Annotated in this window: 14 protein-coding genes; 7 read left to right on the top strand and 7 right to left on the bottom strand. The window is 75.4% G+C overall.

Features of this window, described 5'->3' with window-relative positions; translation table 11 throughout:
• Positions 1-188 precede the first annotated feature (188 nt).
• On the bottom strand, positions 189-1,181 hold the full coding sequence (locus tag ACH4SE_RS22870; protein WP_398545281.1) for a small ribosomal subunit Rsm22 family protein: 993 nt from the start codon (positions 1,179-1,181) through the stop codon (positions 189-191).
• 343 nt (positions 1,182-1,524) lie between these two features.
• Between ACH4SE_RS22870 and ACH4SE_RS22865 the strand changes: the two genes are divergently transcribed.
• Complete coding sequence (locus tag ACH4SE_RS22865) at positions 1,525-3,018, top strand: sugar transferase (RefSeq protein WP_398545280.1); 1,494 nt, start codon at positions 1,525-1,527, stop codon at positions 3,016-3,018.
• Here the strand turns inward: ACH4SE_RS22865 and ACH4SE_RS22860 are convergent.
• Positions 3,015-4,082, bottom strand: a complete 1,068-nt coding sequence (locus ACH4SE_RS22860; RefSeq protein WP_398545279.1) for a GDP-L-fucose synthase family protein — start codon at positions 4,080-4,082, stop codon at positions 3,015-3,017. The two genes, ACH4SE_RS22865 and ACH4SE_RS22860, sit on opposite strands and share 4 nt — an antisense overlap.
• Before the next feature lie 105 nt (positions 4,083-4,187).
• Here ACH4SE_RS22860 and gmd point away from each other — a divergent pair, with 105 nt between their 5' ends.
• From gmd to ACH4SE_RS22840, 4 genes are all read left to right on the top strand, one after another.
• Entirely contained in the window at positions 4,188-5,201 is a 1,014-nt protein-coding gene (gene gmd, locus ACH4SE_RS22855; RefSeq protein ID WP_398545278.1) for a GDP-mannose 4,6-dehydratase, read from the top strand.
• A 197-nt stretch (positions 5,202-5,398) separates the two neighbouring features.
• A complete protein-coding gene (locus ACH4SE_RS22850) occupies positions 5,399-7,621 on the top strand; it encodes a LamG-like jellyroll fold domain-containing protein (protein WP_398545277.1) in 2,223 nt (740 codons plus the stop codon).
• Positions 7,618-8,373 (top strand): hypothetical protein, encoded by a 756-nt coding sequence (locus ACH4SE_RS22845; protein WP_398545276.1) that lies wholly within the window; start codon positions 7,618-7,620, stop codon positions 8,371-8,373. Before ACH4SE_RS22850 ends, ACH4SE_RS22845 begins: the two co-directional genes overlap by 4 nt.
• A 17-nt stretch (positions 8,374-8,390) precedes the next feature.
• Complete coding sequence (locus tag ACH4SE_RS22840; RefSeq protein WP_398545544.1) at positions 8,391-9,239, top strand: glycosyltransferase family 2 protein; 849 nt, start codon at positions 8,391-8,393, stop codon at positions 9,237-9,239.
• On the opposite strand, the gene ACH4SE_RS22835 is transcribed toward ACH4SE_RS22840, so the two are convergent.
• Positions 9,187-10,371 carry a glycosyltransferase gene (locus ACH4SE_RS22835; protein WP_398545275.1) on the bottom strand — a complete coding sequence of 395 codons (1,185 nt, stop codon included), beginning with the start codon at positions 10,369-10,371 and terminating at the stop codon, positions 9,187-9,189. The genes ACH4SE_RS22840 and ACH4SE_RS22835 overlap by 53 nt on opposite strands.
• Positions 10,372-10,553: 182 nt before the next feature.
• On the opposite strand from ACH4SE_RS22835, the gene ACH4SE_RS22830 reads away from it, so the two are divergent.
• A complete protein-coding gene (locus ACH4SE_RS22830; RefSeq protein ID WP_398545274.1) occupies positions 10,554-12,032 on the top strand; it encodes a hypothetical protein in 1,479 nt (492 codons plus the stop codon).
• Here ACH4SE_RS22830 and ACH4SE_RS22825 read toward each other — a convergent pair.
• The 3 genes from ACH4SE_RS22825 to ACH4SE_RS22815 form a co-directional block, all read right to left on the bottom strand.
• Entirely contained in the window at positions 12,001-13,260 is a 1,260-nt protein-coding gene (locus tag ACH4SE_RS22825; protein ID WP_398545543.1) for a hypothetical protein, read from the bottom strand. The genes ACH4SE_RS22830 and ACH4SE_RS22825 overlap by 32 nt on opposite strands.
• Positions 13,261-13,553: 293 nt before the next feature.
• Entirely contained in the window at positions 13,554-15,227 is a 1,674-nt protein-coding gene (locus ACH4SE_RS22820) for a lipopolysaccharide biosynthesis protein (RefSeq protein ID WP_398545273.1), read from the bottom strand.
• Positions 15,224-16,579 carry a glycosyltransferase gene (locus ACH4SE_RS22815; RefSeq protein WP_398545542.1) on the bottom strand — a complete coding sequence of 452 codons (1,356 nt, stop codon included), beginning with the start codon at positions 16,577-16,579 and terminating at the stop codon, positions 15,224-15,226. Before ACH4SE_RS22815 ends, ACH4SE_RS22820 begins: the two co-directional genes overlap by 4 nt.
• Positions 16,580-16,830: 251 nt before the next feature.
• On the opposite strand from ACH4SE_RS22815, the gene ACH4SE_RS22810 reads away from it, so the two are divergent.
• A complete protein-coding gene (locus ACH4SE_RS22810) occupies positions 16,831-17,274 on the top strand; it encodes an adenylyltransferase/cytidyltransferase family protein (RefSeq protein ID WP_398545272.1) in 444 nt (147 codons plus the stop codon).
• Here ACH4SE_RS22810 and ACH4SE_RS22805 read toward each other — a convergent pair.
• Positions 17,249-17,977, bottom strand: coding sequence for a CDP-alcohol phosphatidyltransferase family protein (locus ACH4SE_RS22805; protein ID WP_398545271.1), 729 nt, complete (start codon positions 17,975-17,977; stop codon positions 17,249-17,251). The genes ACH4SE_RS22810 and ACH4SE_RS22805 overlap by 26 nt on opposite strands.
• Positions 17,978-18,388 lie beyond the last annotated feature (411 nt).

Below are 18,388 nucleotides of genomic sequence, written 5' to 3'. Positions count from 1 at the left end.
TCAGAGACGCCCTAGGGCGTGTCCGCAAAGTCCCGTCGTCCGCCCGGAGGGCGGGGCAGACGGTGTCTGGTGCGTGCGACCGCAAGGCGGAGGGTCGTCCTCGTAGTGGGCCTACTCGGACGAGCCCGACAACGTAGCGAGCGTGCGTGCCAGGCGCCGTCTGCCAGGCGGGACTTTGCGGACACGCCCTAGGCGGGAGGGGGCCACGCGTCGCCCCACTCCGTGTCGCGGGCCGCGCGGTAGAGGGGGCCGTGGCGCTTGCTCACCGTGGCCTTCTCCAGTCCCGGAGGGGTGACGCAGAGGTCCAGGAGGACGAGCCCCTTGCGGATCTGCGGGTGGCGCACCACCCGTGCCTCCGCCGGGGCGGCGGGGAAACGCGCGGCGGCGACGTAGCTGAACTTCTCGTCCTCGTAGGGCAGTGTCGCGCCCTTGACCTGCCGGTGCAGCGCGGTGCGCTGCACGCGCGCCGCGAAGTGGCACCAGTCCGTGCCGGTGACGGGGCAGGGCCCGTCGTGCGGGCAGGGCGCGAGGACGTGCAGCCCGGCCGCGATCAGCCGGTCGCGGGCGGCGAGCACGCGCGCGTACCCGTCGGGGGTGCCGGGTTCGACGACGACGACGGCCGACTGCGCGGCGGCGAGGGCGGCGTCGACGAGGGACGCGCGGTCGGCGGGGGTGAGCTCGCCCAGGACGTAGGAGACGGTCACGAGGTCGGTGGCCGGGAGGCCGGACGCGCCGCCGAGGGGGCGGCGCTGCCACACGGCGGTGCGGACGGCGGGGGTGCGGGCGGCGCGGGCGAGGTCGGCGCCGAGGTCGAGGGCGGGCTGCGACCAGTCGAGGACGGTGCTGGTGTGGCCGGCCCCCGGCCAGGCGTCGGCCACCGCCCAGGTGGCCGCGCCGGTGCCGCCGCCGAGGTCGAGGTGGGTGCGCGGGGCCCAGTCGCCGGACCGCAAGCGGAACGCGTCGAGGGCGGTGCGGACGGCGGCGTAGGTGGCCGGCATCCGGTACGCGGCGTAGGCGGCGACGTCGGCCGCGTCCCTCAGCACGGGCGCGGCGGTGGGCGTGGGGCCGCGGTAGCTGTCCATCAGCCGCTCGACCTGGGCGGACGCGCTGGTCGGGGCGGTGGACCGCAACCGGTCGGCGAGGGCCGCACGCAGGTCGTCGGGGAGGGGCACGGTAGGCACAAGCCCCAACTGTAAGGGGCGTACACCCTTGTCACGTGCCCCTTACACCAGGTGACCGCCCGGGCGCCACGGGTACGCCAACACTCAGGGAACATCAGCTCGAATATGTGTAAACCACGGCGGAAGGGCCGCTCGTTGGCCTAGCGTTCCTGGGAGCACGGCGGGACACCACATGGGGAAGTGGAAGACGTCGAGTCGCGAGGTGCCTGGGGGGTACATGCGGCGTGTCGAGTCACAGTCGGCCATATCCGAGCCCGTTGCACGTGAGCGAGGAACGGGGCGGAAGGACACTCCGCCCACCTGGGGAGCGCGGCCCGCGCTCCCCGGTGCGTTGGCCCCGCCGGTGCCGCCGTACGCACGGCGGCCCGGTGGCGCTGCCGCGCGCGCTGCTGCGGCCGGACGTACGGCGGCAGCGGCGGCGGCACGGCACGGCGGCGGCAAGGCCGCGTGGTGCACGGCGAACCTGGCCGTGGACGCGGCCGGCGCCGGCGTGCCCGCGGCGCTGGCCCTGCACGCCTCCGGGGCGCCGCACGCCCTCGCGTGGGGTCTCGCGGCGGCGCTGGCGTGGCCCGCGGTGCGGGCGTCCCGGCGGCGATACGCCCCGGACACGTTCGGCGAGACCCGGGGCGGGGCGCAGACGGTCGCGGACTGGCTGCTGCTGCTCGGGGTGCTGACGGTGCTGCGGGCGGTGTCCGGCGCCGCGGCCGGGCCGTCGGCGGCGTTCTCCGGCCTCGTGTGGACGCCGGTGCTCACGGCGCTGTGCCGCCGGCTGACGTACCACCGGCTGCGCGCCGCGCGGCGCAGGGCGCACGCGGTGCGCCCGGTGCTGGTGGTGGGCGAGCCGGGCGCCGTGGATCACGCGGTGGCGCATCTGGGGGCCCGGACGGGGCACCCGTACGCCGTCGTGGGCGTGCTGCCGGTGGGCGGCAGGCGGCTGGCGTGCGGCGCGCCGGTCGCGGGGCGGCTCGGCCTGCCGGAGGCGGGCGGGCCGGAGCAGGACGCGCGGGCGGTGCTGCGGGCGGCCCGCGAGACGCGCGCGCAGCTGGTGCTGGTGGCGCCGGGGCCGCGGATGCCGGCGGAGCGATTACGCCGCCTGTCGTGGTGCCTGCACGACGCGGGGCTGCCGGTGGCGCTGGCGCCGGGGCTGGTGGACGTGCAGGTGCGCCGGGTGCGGCTGGACGACCCGGCGGGCCTGGTGCTGCTGCACATCGCGCCGCCGGTGCGGGACGGGGTGCAGCTGCGGCTGAAGTCGGCGCTGGACCGCGCCGGGGCCGCGCTCGGGCTGCTGGTCCTGGCACCGCTGTTCTGCGCGCTGGCGGCGCTGGTCAAGGTCACGTCGCGCGGCCCGGCCTTCCACCGGCAGGTGCGCTGCGGACGGCACCGGACGCCGTTCCTGATGTGGAAGTTCCGCACGATGGTGGTCGACGCCGAGGACCGCCGGGCGGAGCTGGAGCGCAGTGGCGCCAACGAGCACGACGGCCCGATGTTCAAGATGCGCCGCGACCCGCGGGTCACGCCCGTGGGCCGCTTCCTGCGGCGCTCCTCGCTGGACGAGCTGCCGCAGCTGCTCAACGTGCTGCGTGGGGAGATGTCGCTCGTCGGGCCGCGCCCGCCGCTGCCCGAGGAGGTGGACCGCTACGACGAGATCGCGCTGCGGCGGCTCGCGGTCAAGCCGGGCATCACCGGGCTGTGGCAGGTCAGCGGGCGCTCGGACCTGTCGTGGGACGAGACGCTCGCGCTGGACCTGCGGTACGTGGACAACTGGTCGCTGGCGGGCGATCTGGAGGTCATGACCCGCACGCTGCGGGCCGTGGTCGACGGGCGCGGGGCGTACTAGTGGGCCGCCGCCACCTCACCGGCCCCCGGGTCCGGCCCGGGACCGGGGGCCCGGGCCGCCTCCGCCCCCGCGCGCCACTGCTCGTAGACGGCCGCGATCCCCTCGCGCAGCCCGATCCGCGGGCGCCAGCCGAGGGCGAACAGCCGGGAGACGTCGAGGAGTTTGCGCGGTGTGCCGTCCGGTCTCGCGGTGTCCCAGCCGATCCGCCCGCGGTAGCCGACCACATCCCGTACGGTCTCGGCGAGTTCGCGTACGGCGAGGTCGCTGCCGCAGCCGACGTTGACCGGCTCGTCGGCGTCGTACGTGCGCAGCAGCAGGGTGCAGGCGGCGGCGAGGTCGTCGACGTGCAGGAACTCGCGGCGCGGGGTGCCGCTGCCCCACAGCGTCACCTCGGGGGCGCCGTCGCGGGCGGCCTCGTGGAAGCGGCGGATCAGCGCGGGCAGGACGTGCGAGGTCTCCAGGTCGAAGTTGTCGCCGGGCCCGTAGAGGTTGGTGGGCATCGCGGAGATGTAGGCGGCGCCGTACTGCCGCCGGTAGGACTGGATCTGGACGATGCCGGCGATCTTCGCGAGGGCGTAGGCCTCGTTGGTGGGCTCCAGCGGGCCGGTGAGCAGCGCGTCCTCGCGGATGGGCTGCGGGGCCAGCCGCGGGTAGATGCAGGAGGAGCCGAGGAAGAGCAGCCGCGGCACTCCGGCGGCGTGCGCGCCCGCGACGACGCTGAGCTGGATGCGCAGGTTGTCCTCGAGGAACTGCACGGGGTAGGTCGCGTTGGCCATGATCCCCCCGACCCGGGCGGCGGCCAGCACGACCGCGTCGGGGCGGACCGCGCGCAGCCACGCGGCGGTGGCGGCGGCGTCCCGCAGGTCCAGTGCGGATCGGTCGCGGGCCAGGACCTCGTGGCCCTCGGCGGCCAGCCGGCGGGCGACCGCCGAGCCGACGAGGCCGCGGTGGCCCGCGACGAAGACCCTGGCCCGGACCGGGAGCAGTGACCGCGCTCCCGCCGGGGCGGCCCGGACCGCCGAACCCGCCGCCGTATCCGCCGCTTTGTCCGCCCGTGCCGTCATGAACCGCAGTGTGACAGCGCACTTCACCCTTCCGGGTGCCGTTTCCGTATGCCGCGCGGGAGACCGCGCTTTTCCGGCCGACCACGACCACCACTGGGGGACCGCGTGGGCAAGACCGCGCTCATCACCGGCGTGACCGGGCAGGACGGCTCCTACCTGGCCGAACTGCTGCTCGCCAAGGGCTACACGGTGCACGGCATCGTGCGCCGCTCGTCGACGTTCAACACCGAGCGCATCGACCACATCTACCAGGACCCGCAGGTCCCGCGCCGCACGTTCGTGCTGCACCACGCGGACCTCACCGACGGGGTGGCGCTCGTCAACCTGCTGCGGGAGGTGCGGCCGGACGAGATCTACAACCTGGGTGCGCAGTCGCACGTGCGGGTGTCCTTCGACGCCCCGCTGTACACCGGCGACGTGACGGGCCTGTCGGCGCTGCGGCTGCTGGAGGCGGTGCGCGCCAGCGGCAGCGGGGCGCGGGTCTACCAGGCCTCGTCGTCGGAGATGTTCGGCGCCGCTCCCCCGCCGCAGAACGAGCGCACACCCTTCCACCCGCGCAGCCCGTACGGCTGCGCGAAGGTCTTCGGCTACTGGTCGACGGTCAACTACCGCGAGGCGTACGGGATGTACGCGGTCAACGGGATCCTCTTCAACCACGAGTCGCCGCGCCGCGGGGAGACCTTCGTGACCCGCAAGATCACCCGGGCGGTCGCCCGGATCAAGGCGGGGCTCCAGGACCGGCTGTACCTCGGCAACCTGGACGCGGTGCGCGACTGGGGCTACGCCCCGGAGTACGTCGAGGCGATGTGGCGGATGCTGCAGCGCGACGAGCCCGACGACTACGTGGTGGCGACCGGTGAGGCCGCGTCCGTGCGGCAGTTCGTGGAGACGGCGTTCGCGCACGCCGGCCTCGACTGGTCGCGGTACGTGCGCTACGACCCGAAGTACGAACGCCCCAGCGAGGTCGACGCGCTGATCGGCGACGCGAGCAAGGCCCGCGAGCTGCTGGGCTGGCAGCCGCGGGTGGGTGTCGCGGAGCTCGCCGAGATCATGGTCGAGGCGGACATCCGCCAGGTGGCCGACCAGCTCGCGGGCGCGACGGTACGGATCGACCGGTGAGCGGCTCGGCGGCGCACCGCAACGGGCGTAGGCCGTACGGCCGCCCGGGGGCGACACATGCGCCGATGTCGGACATCGTCTCGTTACGTCCGCCGGTTTCGGCAAAAAGCAGGAACGGGGAGGGCGGAGCGCCCTACTCTGCCCAGGACCGCGACGGCCGGCCGCGGCCGCCGCACCTTCAGGGGACCGGGGGACACATGCGTAAACGGTCGGCACTGACCGGCGTGCTGGCGCTGGCGGCGGCGGCGCTGGGGGCGATCCCGGGGGCACCGCCCGCGGCCGCGCTCCAGGCGCCCGTCGCGCTCACGGCGGACAGCCTCGCCACCTACCAGACCAACGGCGTCGTGTGGGCCATGGCCCAGGCGAACGGCATCGTCTACACCGCGGGCACCTTCTCCGCGATCCGCCCGTCCGGCGCGGCGGCGGGCACCGGCGAGACGGCGGTGGCGAACTTCGCCGCCTTCGACGCCGCGACCGGACTGCCCACGGGCTGCCGGCTGAACTTCACCGTCGGCTCCGGCAACGCCACCGTGCGCGCCCTCGCGGTGTCGCCGGACGGCCGCACCCTCTACGCGGGCGGCTTCTTCGGGCAGGTCAACGGGGTCGGCGTGAGCAGCCTCGCCGCGATCGACCTCACCACCTGCGAGGTCGGCAGCACCTTCCACCCGGCCGTCGCGGGCACCGTACGCACCATCCAGGCCACGGCCGACACCGTCTACTTCGGCGGCGACGTCACCTCGGTGGGCGGCCAGCACCGCGGCCGCTACGCGGCCGTCAGCACGGCGGGCGCGCTGCTGCCCTGGGCCCCCGACGCCGACAACCCCGCCCGCGCGCTCGCCCTCACCCCGGACGGCCAGGACGCCGTCCTGGGCGGCGACTTCAACACCGTGGACGGGGTGAACTCGCACTCGCTGGCCGTCGTCGACACCGCGACCGGGGCACTGGTGAAGGCGTATCCGACCGGCTTCATCGACGCGACCTCGGTGACCAAGGACATCGTGATGGACGCCGCGAGCAACAGCTTCTACACCGCCAACGAGGGCACCGGCGGCGGGGTGTTCGACGGCCGGATCCGCTTCAGCCTCACCGACTTCTCGCAGGTCTGGCGGGACAACTGCCTGGGCGCCACGCAGTCGCTGGCCGTCCACCGGACCGTCCTCTACAGCGGCAGCCACGCACACGACTGCTCCAGCATGGGCGAGTACCCCGACTCGGTGCGCAAGCACCTGCTCGCCGAATCCGTGGACGACCCGCACCTGCTGTCGTGGTTCCCCGACACCAACGACGGCATCGGCGAGAAGATCGGCCCGCGGGTCATGGCGCTCGCCCCGGCCGGGGGCACCGACTACCTGTGGGTGGGCGGTGAGTTCACGACCGTCAACGGCGTGGCGCAGCAGGGCCTCACGCGCTTCGCGAGCGGCCCCGACACCGGCGCCCCGACGCTGCCGCAGACGTCCGTGACGAGCATCGCGCCCGGCGCGGTGAAGGTCAGCTGGCAGTCCAGCACCGACAACGACGACGGGCTGCTCACCTACCGCGTCTACCGCAACGGCGCCGCCACGCCCGTCTACACCGTGACCGGCTCCTCGCTGCCGTGGGTGCGCCCGCAGCTCACGTACACCGACACCGACGTCACCCCGGGCGTGAAGTACACCTACCGGGTCTCGGCGAGCGACGGCGTCAACACCAGCGCCCTGTCCCCCAACGCATCGGCCACCGTGCCCGCCACGGCGGAGGCGTACCCCTCGCAGGTCCTCGCCGACGGGGCCACCCTGTACTGGCGTGACGACGCCGCCTCCGGCTCCTACAACGCCGACTCCTCGGACGGCGACGACAGCGGCATCAGCGTCGGCGGCCCGGTGCACGGCGTGACGCCGGGCGCGGTGCCGGGCTCCAGGGCCTACACCTTCAACGGCTCCTCGCAGTGGACCTACAGCGACCGGCTGCACCCGACCCCGGCGCAGTACAGCATCGAGACGTGGTTCCGGACGACGACCACCAGCGGCGGGAAGATCATGGGCTTCGGCTCCAATTCCACCCACCCGAGCGGCAATTACGACAAGCATGTCTACATGACCGACAACGGCACGCTGATCTTCGGCGCCTACACCGGCACGACCCGCACCGTCACCACCCCGGCGGCCTACAACGACGGCGCCTGGCACCACATGGTGGCCACGCAGGGCGCGGACGGGATGAAGCTGTACGTCGACGGCGTGCTGCGGGCCGCCGACCCCTCCGTCACCACCAGCCAGGACTACCCCGGCTACTGGCACGTCGGCTACGACAGCCTCGGCGGCTGGCCCTCCGCGCCGGCCAGCTCCTACTTCGCGGGCTCCATCGACGAGACCGCCGTCTACCCGGCGGTGCTCACGCCCGCGCAGATCGCCCGGCACTACGCCCTCGGGACCGCCGGGTGACCCGCGGCCACGGCCACCGCGCTGCCGCCGCCGCCGCCCTGGCGGCGGCGGCAGCGCTGCTGCTCGGCGGCTGCGGCTCGGGCGGGGCCGGGCCGGACGGCACGAAGGACGGCGCGAGGCCCGCCGGGCCCGACACCGCGGGCACCGCCCGTACGTCCCCGGGCGGCACCGCGACCCCGCCGGGCGCCTCCGGCACCACGCGGCCGGACCCGTCCGCCGGCCCGCCGAAGGTGCCCGACGCCCAGCTCACGCCGCCGGGCGGCGGCAGCTTCACGGCGCAGCAGAGGAAGTACCTGTCCGGGCGGGTGCCGCGCGGCACGGACCCGGTCGCGGTGCTGGAGGGCGGCCAGGAGATCTGCGAGCGGCTGACGCGCACGTCGGCGATCGACGAGGACGCTTCCGCGAGCGCGATCCTCTCCGGCGACATCTCGCTGGACGGCGCCACCGCGGCCGTCACGGGCCTGTGCCCGGAGCAGCGCGGCGTCCTCGACGCGGCCCGCCGCGGCTTCGGCGACGGCACCTTCACGGTCGGCCCGAAGGCCGTCCCCGGCGCGGTCGTCGTGCCCGGCGGCTACCGGGCGCCGCACCCCTCGGCGTCCTGCACGTGGCGGGCCACCGGGGCGAACGGCGCCGTGCTCGCCTCGGGCCGCGGCACCGGAGCCGACCGCCCCGCCGCTCTCACCGTCCCGGCCGCCGCGCGCGGCATCACCTCCAGCGGGTGCTACGCCTGGCTGGCCACCGCAGGGAGCTGACGTCACCGTTGGACGCACTGGACACGCTGCCGCTCGTCGTCGTCATACCGACGAAGAACGAGGCGGAGAACATCGCCCGTACGGTCTCCTCGGTCGTCGGCCACGTGCGGGCCGTCGTGGTCGTCGACTCGCACAGCACCGACGGCACGTGCGCGATCGCCGCCGGGCTCGGTGCCGAGACCGTGCTCTACACGTGGGACGGGCGCTACCCGAAGAAGAAGCAGTGGTGCCTGGACCATGTGCGCCCGGACATCCCGTGGGTGCTCTTCCTGGACGGCGACGAGACACCGAGCCCCGAACTCCTCGGTGAGCTGCGGTCGGTGTTCGCCGCGGGCCCGCCGTCCGTGGCCGCCTTCGACATCCCGCTCGGCTACTGGTTCGCCGGGCGGCGGCTGCGGCACGGCCACACCATCGTCAAGCGCGCCCTCATGGACCGCACCCGCTGCCGCTTCCCCGAGGTCGGCGACCTCGGCGCGCCCGGTATGGGCGAGCAGGAGGGCCACTACCAGCCCGTCGCGCAGTCGGCGGCCCGGCTGCGCTCCCCCATCGAGCACGAGGACCTGGACCCCGTCCGCACCTGGTTCGAGCGGCACAACCGCTACTCGGACTGGGAGGCGTGGCTCGAACTCCACCCGGAGGTCAAGGAGCGCATCCGCCGGGTCAAGACGCGGCAGGGGCAGCTCTTCCACAGGGTGCCGCTGAAACCGCTGGTGTCCTTCGGCTACGCCTACGTCTGCCGGCGGGGTTTCCTGGACGGCCGGGCGGGCCTGGACTACGCGCTCGCCATGAGCTTCTACCGCTGGCAGATCGGCCTCAAGGCGCGTGAACTGCGCGCCGCCGGGCGGCAGCCGGGCGACCGGACGTGACGTCGCCGTAGACGCCGAGCAGGGTGTCCACGACCGCGTCGAGGGAGAAGCGGTCGTGGACCAGCCGCCACGCGGCCTGCGACGCCCGCTCGTTGGCCTCGGGCTCCAGCAGTTCCAGCACCGCCCGGCCGACCGGCTCGCCGTTGTCGGCGTCCGGCCGGCTGTCGGTGACCCGGCCCGCACCCGCGGCCGCCACGTCCGGCGACAGCCCGCCGGTGCGGGCGACCACGACCGGCAGCCCCACCGACATCGCCTCCAGCACCGACACGGCGAACGGCTCGACGACGGAGGGCAGTACGTACACGTCCGCCGCCCGCAGCGCCGCAAGCACCGCGTCGTGCCCGAGCGGCCCCGGGCACTCCAGCGCGTGCCCCACGCCCAGCCCGTCCGCCAGCGCCCGCAGGGGCGCGGTGAGCCGGCCGGTGTCCGGCCCGGCCAGCACGAAGCGGGCGTCCGGGTGCCGGGCGAGCACGTAGGGCATGGCGCGGACGAAGTCCTCGGGCCGTTTACGCTCCTGCACGCGCGCGCAGTAGAGCACCGTGGGCGGCCGGTCGCCGCGCGGCGGGCGCATCTCCTGCGGCACGACGCCGTTGACCAGCCGCCGGAAGGTCCGCAGCGGGGTCGACGGCACCACCGCCTGGACGCCGTCGCGCTCGGTGTCCGTCAGGTGCAGGATCGCGTCCGCGCGGCGCAGCACCCGCTTCGTGCCGAGCGCGTCCACCGCCTTCGCGAACAGCTTGTCCGTGGGGTCGATCATGCCGTGCGTCTGCACCACCAGCGGGGTGCCCGTCTCCAGCGCGACGAGCGCGAAGGGCAGCGTGAGCAGGTCCCGCATGAGGTGCACGTGGACGACGTCGGCGCCCTTCACCATCCGGCGCGCCCGCGCGAGCAGCGCCCCCGAGGTGATCCCGCTGACCTCGAACGCGGGCAGCACGTGCCGGGCCTGCCGCACGAACGAGGGCACGCCCTCCACCTCTCCGGGCAGCGGGCCGGTGAACCCGTCCCCCAGCGTCGCGATCCGCGCGTCGACCCCCTTGCCGCGCAGGCCCCTGCTGAGGTTGAGGGCGACGCGGGTGGGCCCGCCGAAGTCGTTCGTCGGCGTGTGCAGTGTCACCACGTGTAAGACCCGCACGTCCCCGTCCCCCCTCCGCCGGGCACGCCCGGCGCCCCTCCCGGCGATGACGGCAGCCTACCCGCGGCCCGGCGCGTACCGCCCCGTTATGGGCGGATTGGCGCCCACCCGGCCCGCCGCCCTCCGCAACGGCCCGCGACGGAGGGGCTCCGGGCCGTAAACTCGCCCCAGGGGGTGGGCGGATGGCCGTGGACGCGCGGGCGGGGCACGGGATCCCGCCGTCGGCGTCCGTGCCGCGGGCCGCGCTGTCGCGGGCGCTCGCGGTGCCGCTGGTCGTCGCGCTCGCCGGCTTCCTGCCGGGGTACGTCACCGCGCAGCCGGGCGCCGGCGGGCCGCGGGACGGGGCGTACTGGCTGCAGCTGACGCTCACCGTGTACGCGGGCGGGCGGCTCGCCGCGATGGTGCTGGCACGGCGAAGGCGGCTCGTGCAGGGGGCTTTCTGGCTGTTCGTGTACGTCGCGATGGGCGTCGCGCCGCTCACGCAGGAGGTCGTCGGGCAGGTCCCGACGCCGGTCGTCGGGCCGCGCGGGGACACCACGGCCGCGCTCGCGCTGGTCATCGCAGGCTGCGCCGCCTTCGACGTCGGGGCGCTGCTGGCGCGGCACCGCCCGGCGGCGCGGGCGGCCGGGCGGCGGGCGGTCGCCCAGGTGTCCCGGCGGCGGCTGTGGGTGCTGGTCGCGGTCGCGTACGCCGGCGGGGTGTACTCGATCGTCAGACTCGGCGGCCCCGCCGTCTTCTTCGACAGCAGGCAGGCGATCAGCGAGTCCGTGCAGGCGGGCGGCCTCGGGGGCGACGGCGGGCAGAGCCACGTCGGTTCGGCCTTCGTCCGCGGCTTCGGCACCGTGCCCGCGCTGCTCGCGCTGCTCTTCCTCACCCGGTGGCTCATCACCTCGCGCGCGGCCCGCCGCAGCCTGCCCGCGATCACCGCGACGGCCGGCCTGGTGGTGCTCAACGCGATCGTCAACAACCCTTTCTCCAACCCGCGTTACTGGTTCCTGACAGTCGCCTTCGCGCTGCTGTTCACCGCCTTCCCGCGCAGCCCGGTGATGTACCGGACGGCCCTGGTCACCGGCGTGGTCGCCGCGCTGCTGCTCTTCCCCTTCCTCGACCGCTTCCGCTACGACTCCGGCGGCTACCACCCGGTCGAGTCCACGTCGGTGCTGGAGCCGCTCACGGTCAAGGACTACGACCAGGTCGGGATGTTCGCCAACACCCTGACCTACGTGCACTCCGGCGCCGGGCACACCGACGGCCGCCAGCTCGCCGCCGACGTCTTCTTCTTCGTGCCGCGCTCGGTGTGGCACGGCAAGCCGGTCGACTCCGGGGTGCGCGTCGGGCAGTGGATGGGCATGACCAACACCAACCTGTCCTCCCCGCTGTGGGCCGAACTGTGGCTGGACTTCGGCCCGGTGGGCATGACCGCGGGCTTCCTCGCGATCGGCTACGCGGCCGCGCGCGCCGACCGCCGCTACGCGCAGCGCACCCAGGAGGACGGCAGGCCCGGCACGGTCGCGGCCGTCGTGATCCCGCTGGTGTGCGGCTACTCCTTCATCCTGCTGCGCGGGCCGCTGCTCCAGGCGGCGGGCCGGATCGCGATCGGCGCGCTGTGCCTGGCGCTGGTGACGACCTTCAGCCAGGACCGCCGGAGGATCCTGCGGTGAGGACACCGTCCCCCGCGTCCCCCGCCCCGTCCGCGTCGTCCCGCGCGGGACCCGGGCCGCGGCGCAGCACCGCGATCCGCCGCCACAGGGCCGCCGCCTTGAGCACCGAGCCCACGCACAGCCCCCACGCCGCCCCGTACACCCCGTCGAGCCGGTAACCGGCGAGCATGCAGGCGACGGAGGCGAGCGAGAAGACCACCTGGATCGGCAGCGTCGCCTTCGGCTGGAGCACCCGCAGGGTGAGCAGCGCGCTCGTGCCGAGGGCGATGGCCGCGTACTGACTGCCGGAGGCTGCCAGCAGCGCCGACGCCGGCTCCCACGTCGCGCCGAGGAGCTGGTGCCCGGCGCGGGCGGGCAGCACCGTCAGCACGAGCGTCCACAGCCCCGCCACGGCGGCGAGCGCGCACGCCAGCACGGCGGTCACACGCACCTTGGCCGCCGCGCCGCGCACCCGGTTCAGCAGCGGCGGGCCGAAGGCGGTCGCGGAGTTGAACAGCACGTTCATCGGCCCGAAGAGCGTCGTCGCCCCGCGCAGCGCCCCCACCGCGAGCGGCGCCGCGAACAGCCCCAGCCCGACGACGGCGAGCTGGCTGGTGGCGTTGCCGACACCGAACTCGACGACGAAGCGCCGCCCGAGGTGCCCGCGCCGCAGGTACCGCCCGACGTCCAGGGCCGCGCCCCGCACCCGCGGCCGCAGCAGCGCCCAGGCCACCAGCAGCGCCGGCAGCGCCGACAGCCCCCAGACGGCGACGAGCCGTTCGGGCCCGGCACCGTCCGGCTGCACGGCGAGCGCGGGGACGGCGGCGAGCAGCCGCACGGTGTCCCCCGCCAGGGCGAAGTGCGGCAGCCGCAGCGCGGAGAAGCAGTAGCGCAGCCCGTCCTGTGTCAGCACGACGGGCAGTACGAGCCCGAGCACGGCCAGCCCCCGGGCCGTACCGCCGTGCCCCACGAGGCCGAAGACCGCGGCCATGACGAGGCCGGTCACGGTCGAGGCGAGCGCCGTGAAGGCCGCCGCGGAGCGGCACGCGGCCCGCACCCGGTCGGTGCCGCGCTCCAGCACCAGCGCCTGGCCGACGTAGCTGACGCCGACGCCCAGCAGGACGGTGAAGACCATGTAGACCATCGAGAAGACCGCGAAGCCCGCGGCACTCGACAGCCGGGCGGCGACGACGAGCACCACGATGTTGGTGAACGCGGCGACACCCTGGTCGGCGACGGAGGCGGCGATCGCGGCCCTGGCCCCGGGGCCCGGGGCGGCGGCCGCCGGGGGGCCGCCGGGGGCGTCCTGGGGTGCGGGGGCGGGGAGGCCGTAGGGGTCGCCGTACAGGTCGCCGGGAGGCGGTTCGTACGGGCCTGCGGGCTCCCCGCCCGGCGGCGGGACGTCCGTCCCGTACGGGTCGCCGTACGCGTCCCGCGGCGCGGCGGGGCCGCGGCCGCCGTCCGGTCCGGACGCGCCGGCGTGCGGCGCAGGCTGGGGGACGGCCCCGGGGGGCGCGGGGGTGAGCCGCGGGTCGGGGCCGCTCAAGGGACCGGGTGGCGCTCCGCGGTGGGGGCCGTCCCCGGGCGGTCGGGGTCGCGGCGGGCGGCGGGCACGTCGGCGCGGGGCGTGCGGCGCAGGCTCAGGCGGCGGCGGGTGCCGGGCTCGGCGGAGTGCAGGACGACACCGAGGACGTGCGCGCCGGCCGCGTCGATCAGCTCGTGGACGCGCTCCAGGTCCGCCCGGTGCACCGCGCGCGGGTCGCACACCACGACGACGCCCTCCACACGCCCGGCGAGCGCGACGGCGTCGGCGTACGTGAGCACGGGCGGCGCGAGGACGACGACCGCCGAACCGGGCTCGTCCGCCTCGGCGAAGAGCCGCCCGGCGGGCGAGGAGGTCAGCGCGCGGGCGACGTTGCGCACCCGGCGGCCGGGCACGAGGTCGAAGGAGCCCGACTCCCCGGCGTCGATGGGCACCTGGAGCCCCGCGGGCCAGCCACCCTCGCCCGGTGCGGGCGTCCGGGCCCAGCCGGGCCGGACACCGTCGACCGTGCGCAGCCGCGCCGCGAGGGAGGGCGCGCGCAGATCGGCCTCGACGAGCAGCACCTCCATGCCCATCTCCGCGAAGGACGCGGAGAGGTTGGCGGCCACCGCGGCCGGGGTGTCGCCGCTGCCGCGCGGGGCGACGACGAGCAGCCTGCGGCGGTCGGCGAAGCGCCTGTCGTGGGTGAGCCGGAAGGCCACCGCCCGGTACTCCTCGGCGAGCCGCATGTCGCCGCGGCCGCCGGCCAGCAGGCCGGGCGCGCCGTCCTCGGCCGCCGCGCGGGCGGCGTCCCGGCGCCGCCGCCGCGGCAGCGTGCCGAGCACGGGGGCGCCGAGCGCACGCGTGACCTCGGCGTCGCTGCGCACGGTCGGGTCGAAGACCAGCCGCACCCAGGCGCCGAGCAGGCCCAGCGCGACACCGACCGCGCCGCCCAGGCCGAGCATCGTCGGCAGCCCGGGCCCGGAGGGCGCGCCCGGCGCGACGCCCGGCTTGATGACGACGCCGGGCGTGGTGTCGAGGGCGCGCAACCCGCTGATGTCGGCGTTGAGTTCGGTGATCCGGCCGAGCAGGCTGGTCTGCGCGGAGACGAGGGTGCCGGCGATCTGGCTGCTCTTGGCCTGCGCGATCTGGTCCAGCAGGCCGTTGCGCTGGACGACGATCGGGTCGAGCTGCGCCTGGTAACTGTCCACCATGCGCGCGATGGTGGCCTTCGTCTGCGCCTGCCGGTCGTCGAGATAGGCCTTGGTGAAGGCGTTCACCCAGTCCGCTGCGCGCTGCGCGGAGGTGGTCGTGCACGTGAAGCGCAGGACGAGGGTGTTGGGCGGGTTGGTCACCTGGAGGCAGTGCGCCATCGCGGCGACGGGGGCGCCCGCGGTCCGCGCGGCGGCGTCCGCGACGGTGCTGCTGAGGGCGGTCTGCCGCTCGGTGCCGATGTTGATGTTCTTGTCGGCCGTCGCGCCGCTCGCGAAGGGGTCCTCGGTCGCGGCCCGGACCATCACCTCGCTGGTGGCGGTGTACGAATCCGCGCCGCTGTAGGCGAGGAAGGCGCCGCCCAGCAGCCCGGCGAGCACGCCCGCGACGAGCAGCGTCCGGTAGCGGAGTAACTGGCGGAACTGGTCGCGCAGCAGGTCGCCTTCGTCGGGCTGCGCCTCGGTGCGCGTCACGTCGGTCACTGCCCCCGCGTCCCTTCGCCGTCCGCCTCGCCGCTGCCGGGACGGTACGTCCCGCCCGCCGCCGGGCCGCCGGCGGCGCGGTCCGCGCCCCGGCCGTACGCCCCGGCCACCGGGGCCGCTCCGTGCGTCACGCCGGTCACCGGCTCCTCCGCCCCTCCGCCGTCCAGCGCCTCAGCGAGCAGCGCGTCCATCCGGGCCAGGCCCGCGGCGCGGCTGAGGCGCTCGCGGACGTACACCGGGCCCTGCGCGCCCAGCGCGTCGGCCCTGCCAGGATCATCGGCCAGCGCGCGCACCGCGTCCAGCAGGCCGCGCGGATCCTCCGGCGGCACGAGGACCCCGGCGCCGGACCGCTCGACCTCCCGGGCCGTGCCGCCCCCCGCGGCGACCGAGGCGACGACCGGGCGGCCCGCAGCGAAGTACGAGGTCAGTTTGGACGGCACGCTCATGTCCAGCACCGAGGCCCGCTGCGTGACGGCCAGCACGTCGGCGGCGGCCAGCACGTCGGGGAAGTCCGCCTCCGCGGCGGGCGGTTCGAAAAGCAGGTTGGGCAGCGCGCCCGCCAGCTCCCGTAACCGCTCGCGCTGGCTGCCGTCGCCCATGAGGACGACCAGCAGCGCCGGATCCAGCCGGGCGGCCTCGACCAGCACCTCAAGACCCTGCTTGAGGCCCATGTTGCCGCAGTGCAGCAGCACCGTCCGCCCCGGCGGCCAGCCCAGCCGCTCCCGCGACCGCGCGCGCGGCAGCGAAGGGGCGGGCACGTGCGACCAGTTGGGCACCACCCTGATCCGCCCCTCCGGCACCCCCAGCGCCACGACCTTCGGCACGAAGCTCTCGTGGATGACGCCCACGAGCGCCGCCCGCCGCAGCGCGAACGCCTCCGCGGCGCCGGCCAGCGAGGCCACCCTCCGCCCGCCCCTGATCCCGCTCTGCGCCGCCGCCGCGCCCATCAGGTCCTGCACGACCGGGACGTACGGCACCCCGTACCGCCGGGCCAGCCGCGCCCCCAGCACCCCGCCCGCGAGACTCGGCAGCTGGGCCACCACCGCATCGGGCCGCCCCATCGACGGCGGCGCCGCCAGCCCGTGCCCGAGCACGGAGGCCTCGAACACCGCCCGGCGCAAAGCGCTCTGCCGCGCCGGCACCGTGTGCCGCCGCCGGTGCACCCGCACGCCGCCGCGCTCCTCCTGCCTGCGCCACACCCCGGCGTACTCCGGATCGACCCGCCACGCGGGGTAGTGCGGCATCCCCGCCAGCACGTGCACCTCCGCGCCGCCCGCCGCCCAGTGCTCGGCGAGCTGGGTGGCGTAGGGCCCGATCCCGGCGTGCTCCGGCGCGTAGTTGGTGGAGACCAGCAGCAGGCGCCGTACCCCCTCGGCGGCGGAATGCCCCACGCGGTGCCCCTTCCCCGGTCCCGCACGGCTGCCGGAACCCCCCGATCCCGCTGATTCCGCCACACTAACCGTTCACCGGGCATCCCGCCGCGACTTGCGCCGCCCCGCACTTTCACCATTCCCCGCCGGGTCCCGCGGCGCCGCGGCTATCGTCGGAAACCCCGTACCAACGGGGAGTGTTGCACCTGTTCCGTGACGCCGGGGGGCATGTCATGACACATCGGGTCGGCTACGCACCGGGGGTCTACGACCTCTTCCACGTCGGGCACCTCAACATCCTGCGGCACGCCCGCAGCCAGTGCGACTACCTCGTCGCCGGGGTCGTCTCCGACGAGATGGCCCGGCTCGCCAAAGGCCGCGACCCGGTGGTGCCCCTCGTCGAGCGGCTGGAGATCGTCCGCAGCGTGCGCTTCGTGGACGCGGCCTTCGTCGAGACCGTGCCCGACAAGGTCGAGACATGGCGCCAGGTCCGCTTCGACGTGATCTTCAAGGGCGACGACTGGCGCGGCACCGACAGGGGCCGCGCGCTCGAACGGGACTTCGCCGCCGTCGGCGTCGAGGTCGTGTACTTCCCGTACACCGTGCACACGTCGAGCACGCAGTTACGCCGCGCGCTCGACGTCCTGGCGGTCACCGCACCGCCCGAAGCTCTCTGAACCACTTGCCCAGGAAACCGGCGAGGAACAGCGCGTGCACACAGAACAGCGCCGCATACCCCCACCGGAACGCGCACTGGCTCCCCAGCAGCAGGAACACCCCGCAGAACACCCCGTAGTCGACCGGCAGCAGCGCGACCGCGCGCCACCGCGACGCTGCCGCCGCCGGCCCCGCCGCGCCCCCGGGCGTCAGCTTGTCCTTGAGCAGACCGCCGAAGAAGATCATCACCGCCGCGAACTGGAAGCCCAGCGGCAACAACAACCACCCCTCGCCCGGCAGGGCGAAATGCCGGTAGAACATGACGGCCACGGCCGCGTGCACCGCGGTGATCTTCCCGGCGTCCACCACGTGGTCCAGCCACTCCCCCGCGGGCCCTCCCTTCCCCAGCAACCGGGCCAGCTGCCCGTCCGCCGAATCGAGGGCGAACCCGACCGCCAGCGCCGCGTACACCCCCACCGCCAGCCCCCACGACGGCACCCCCACGGCGAGCACCACGATGCCGCCACCACTGAACGCCGCACTCACCAGCGTGACCTGATCGGGCGTCATCCCCACCCGGTACGCCCCCGCCGCCAGCACCCTGCCCACCGGCCGGTTCACGTACCGCGAATACAGCGACACCCCCTTCGCGGACTTCTGCGCCGCCCGCAACCGCCGTAACGCCACCCCGAACCCCGGCGCCCCACCCTCCGTGCCCGCCATGAGCCCCCCTCTCCCGGGGGAGGCTACGCGCCCCGGGGCCCGGTACGGAACGGGCTCAGTCACCCCACCTGACGACGGCGAGCCGGTCCGCCTCCGCGGGGGATCCCGCAGGTGCCGGGTGCTCGCCCGGGCGAGCTGCTGCGTGACGCGGTGTCCCCCACCCACCCGCGGTGGGGCCCGCGACCGCCCCGCCGCCCGCGCCACTCCGGGCGGTGCCCGGTTGCCGGTGCGCCCGCGGCTGACCCGCCGCGGGGGTGCCCGCGCCTGGCGGCGCCGCGCCCGGGCGGTGGCCGGTTGCCGGTGCGTTGGCGGCTGCCCCGCCGCCGGGGTTTCCCGCGCCTGGCGGCGCGGGGTGTTCCCACCCCCACCACCCGTGCAGATACGACGTCGGCTGACGGTCCACCTGTGGGG

This window comes from Streptomyces sp. NPDC020983 (assembly GCF_044333485.1).
Lineage (GTDB): Bacteria > Actinomycetota > Actinomycetes > Streptomycetales > Streptomycetaceae > Actinacidiphila.
The sequence above is the reverse complement of the archived record's forward strand: the minus strand, read 5'-3'. Positions and strand labels throughout refer to the sequence as shown.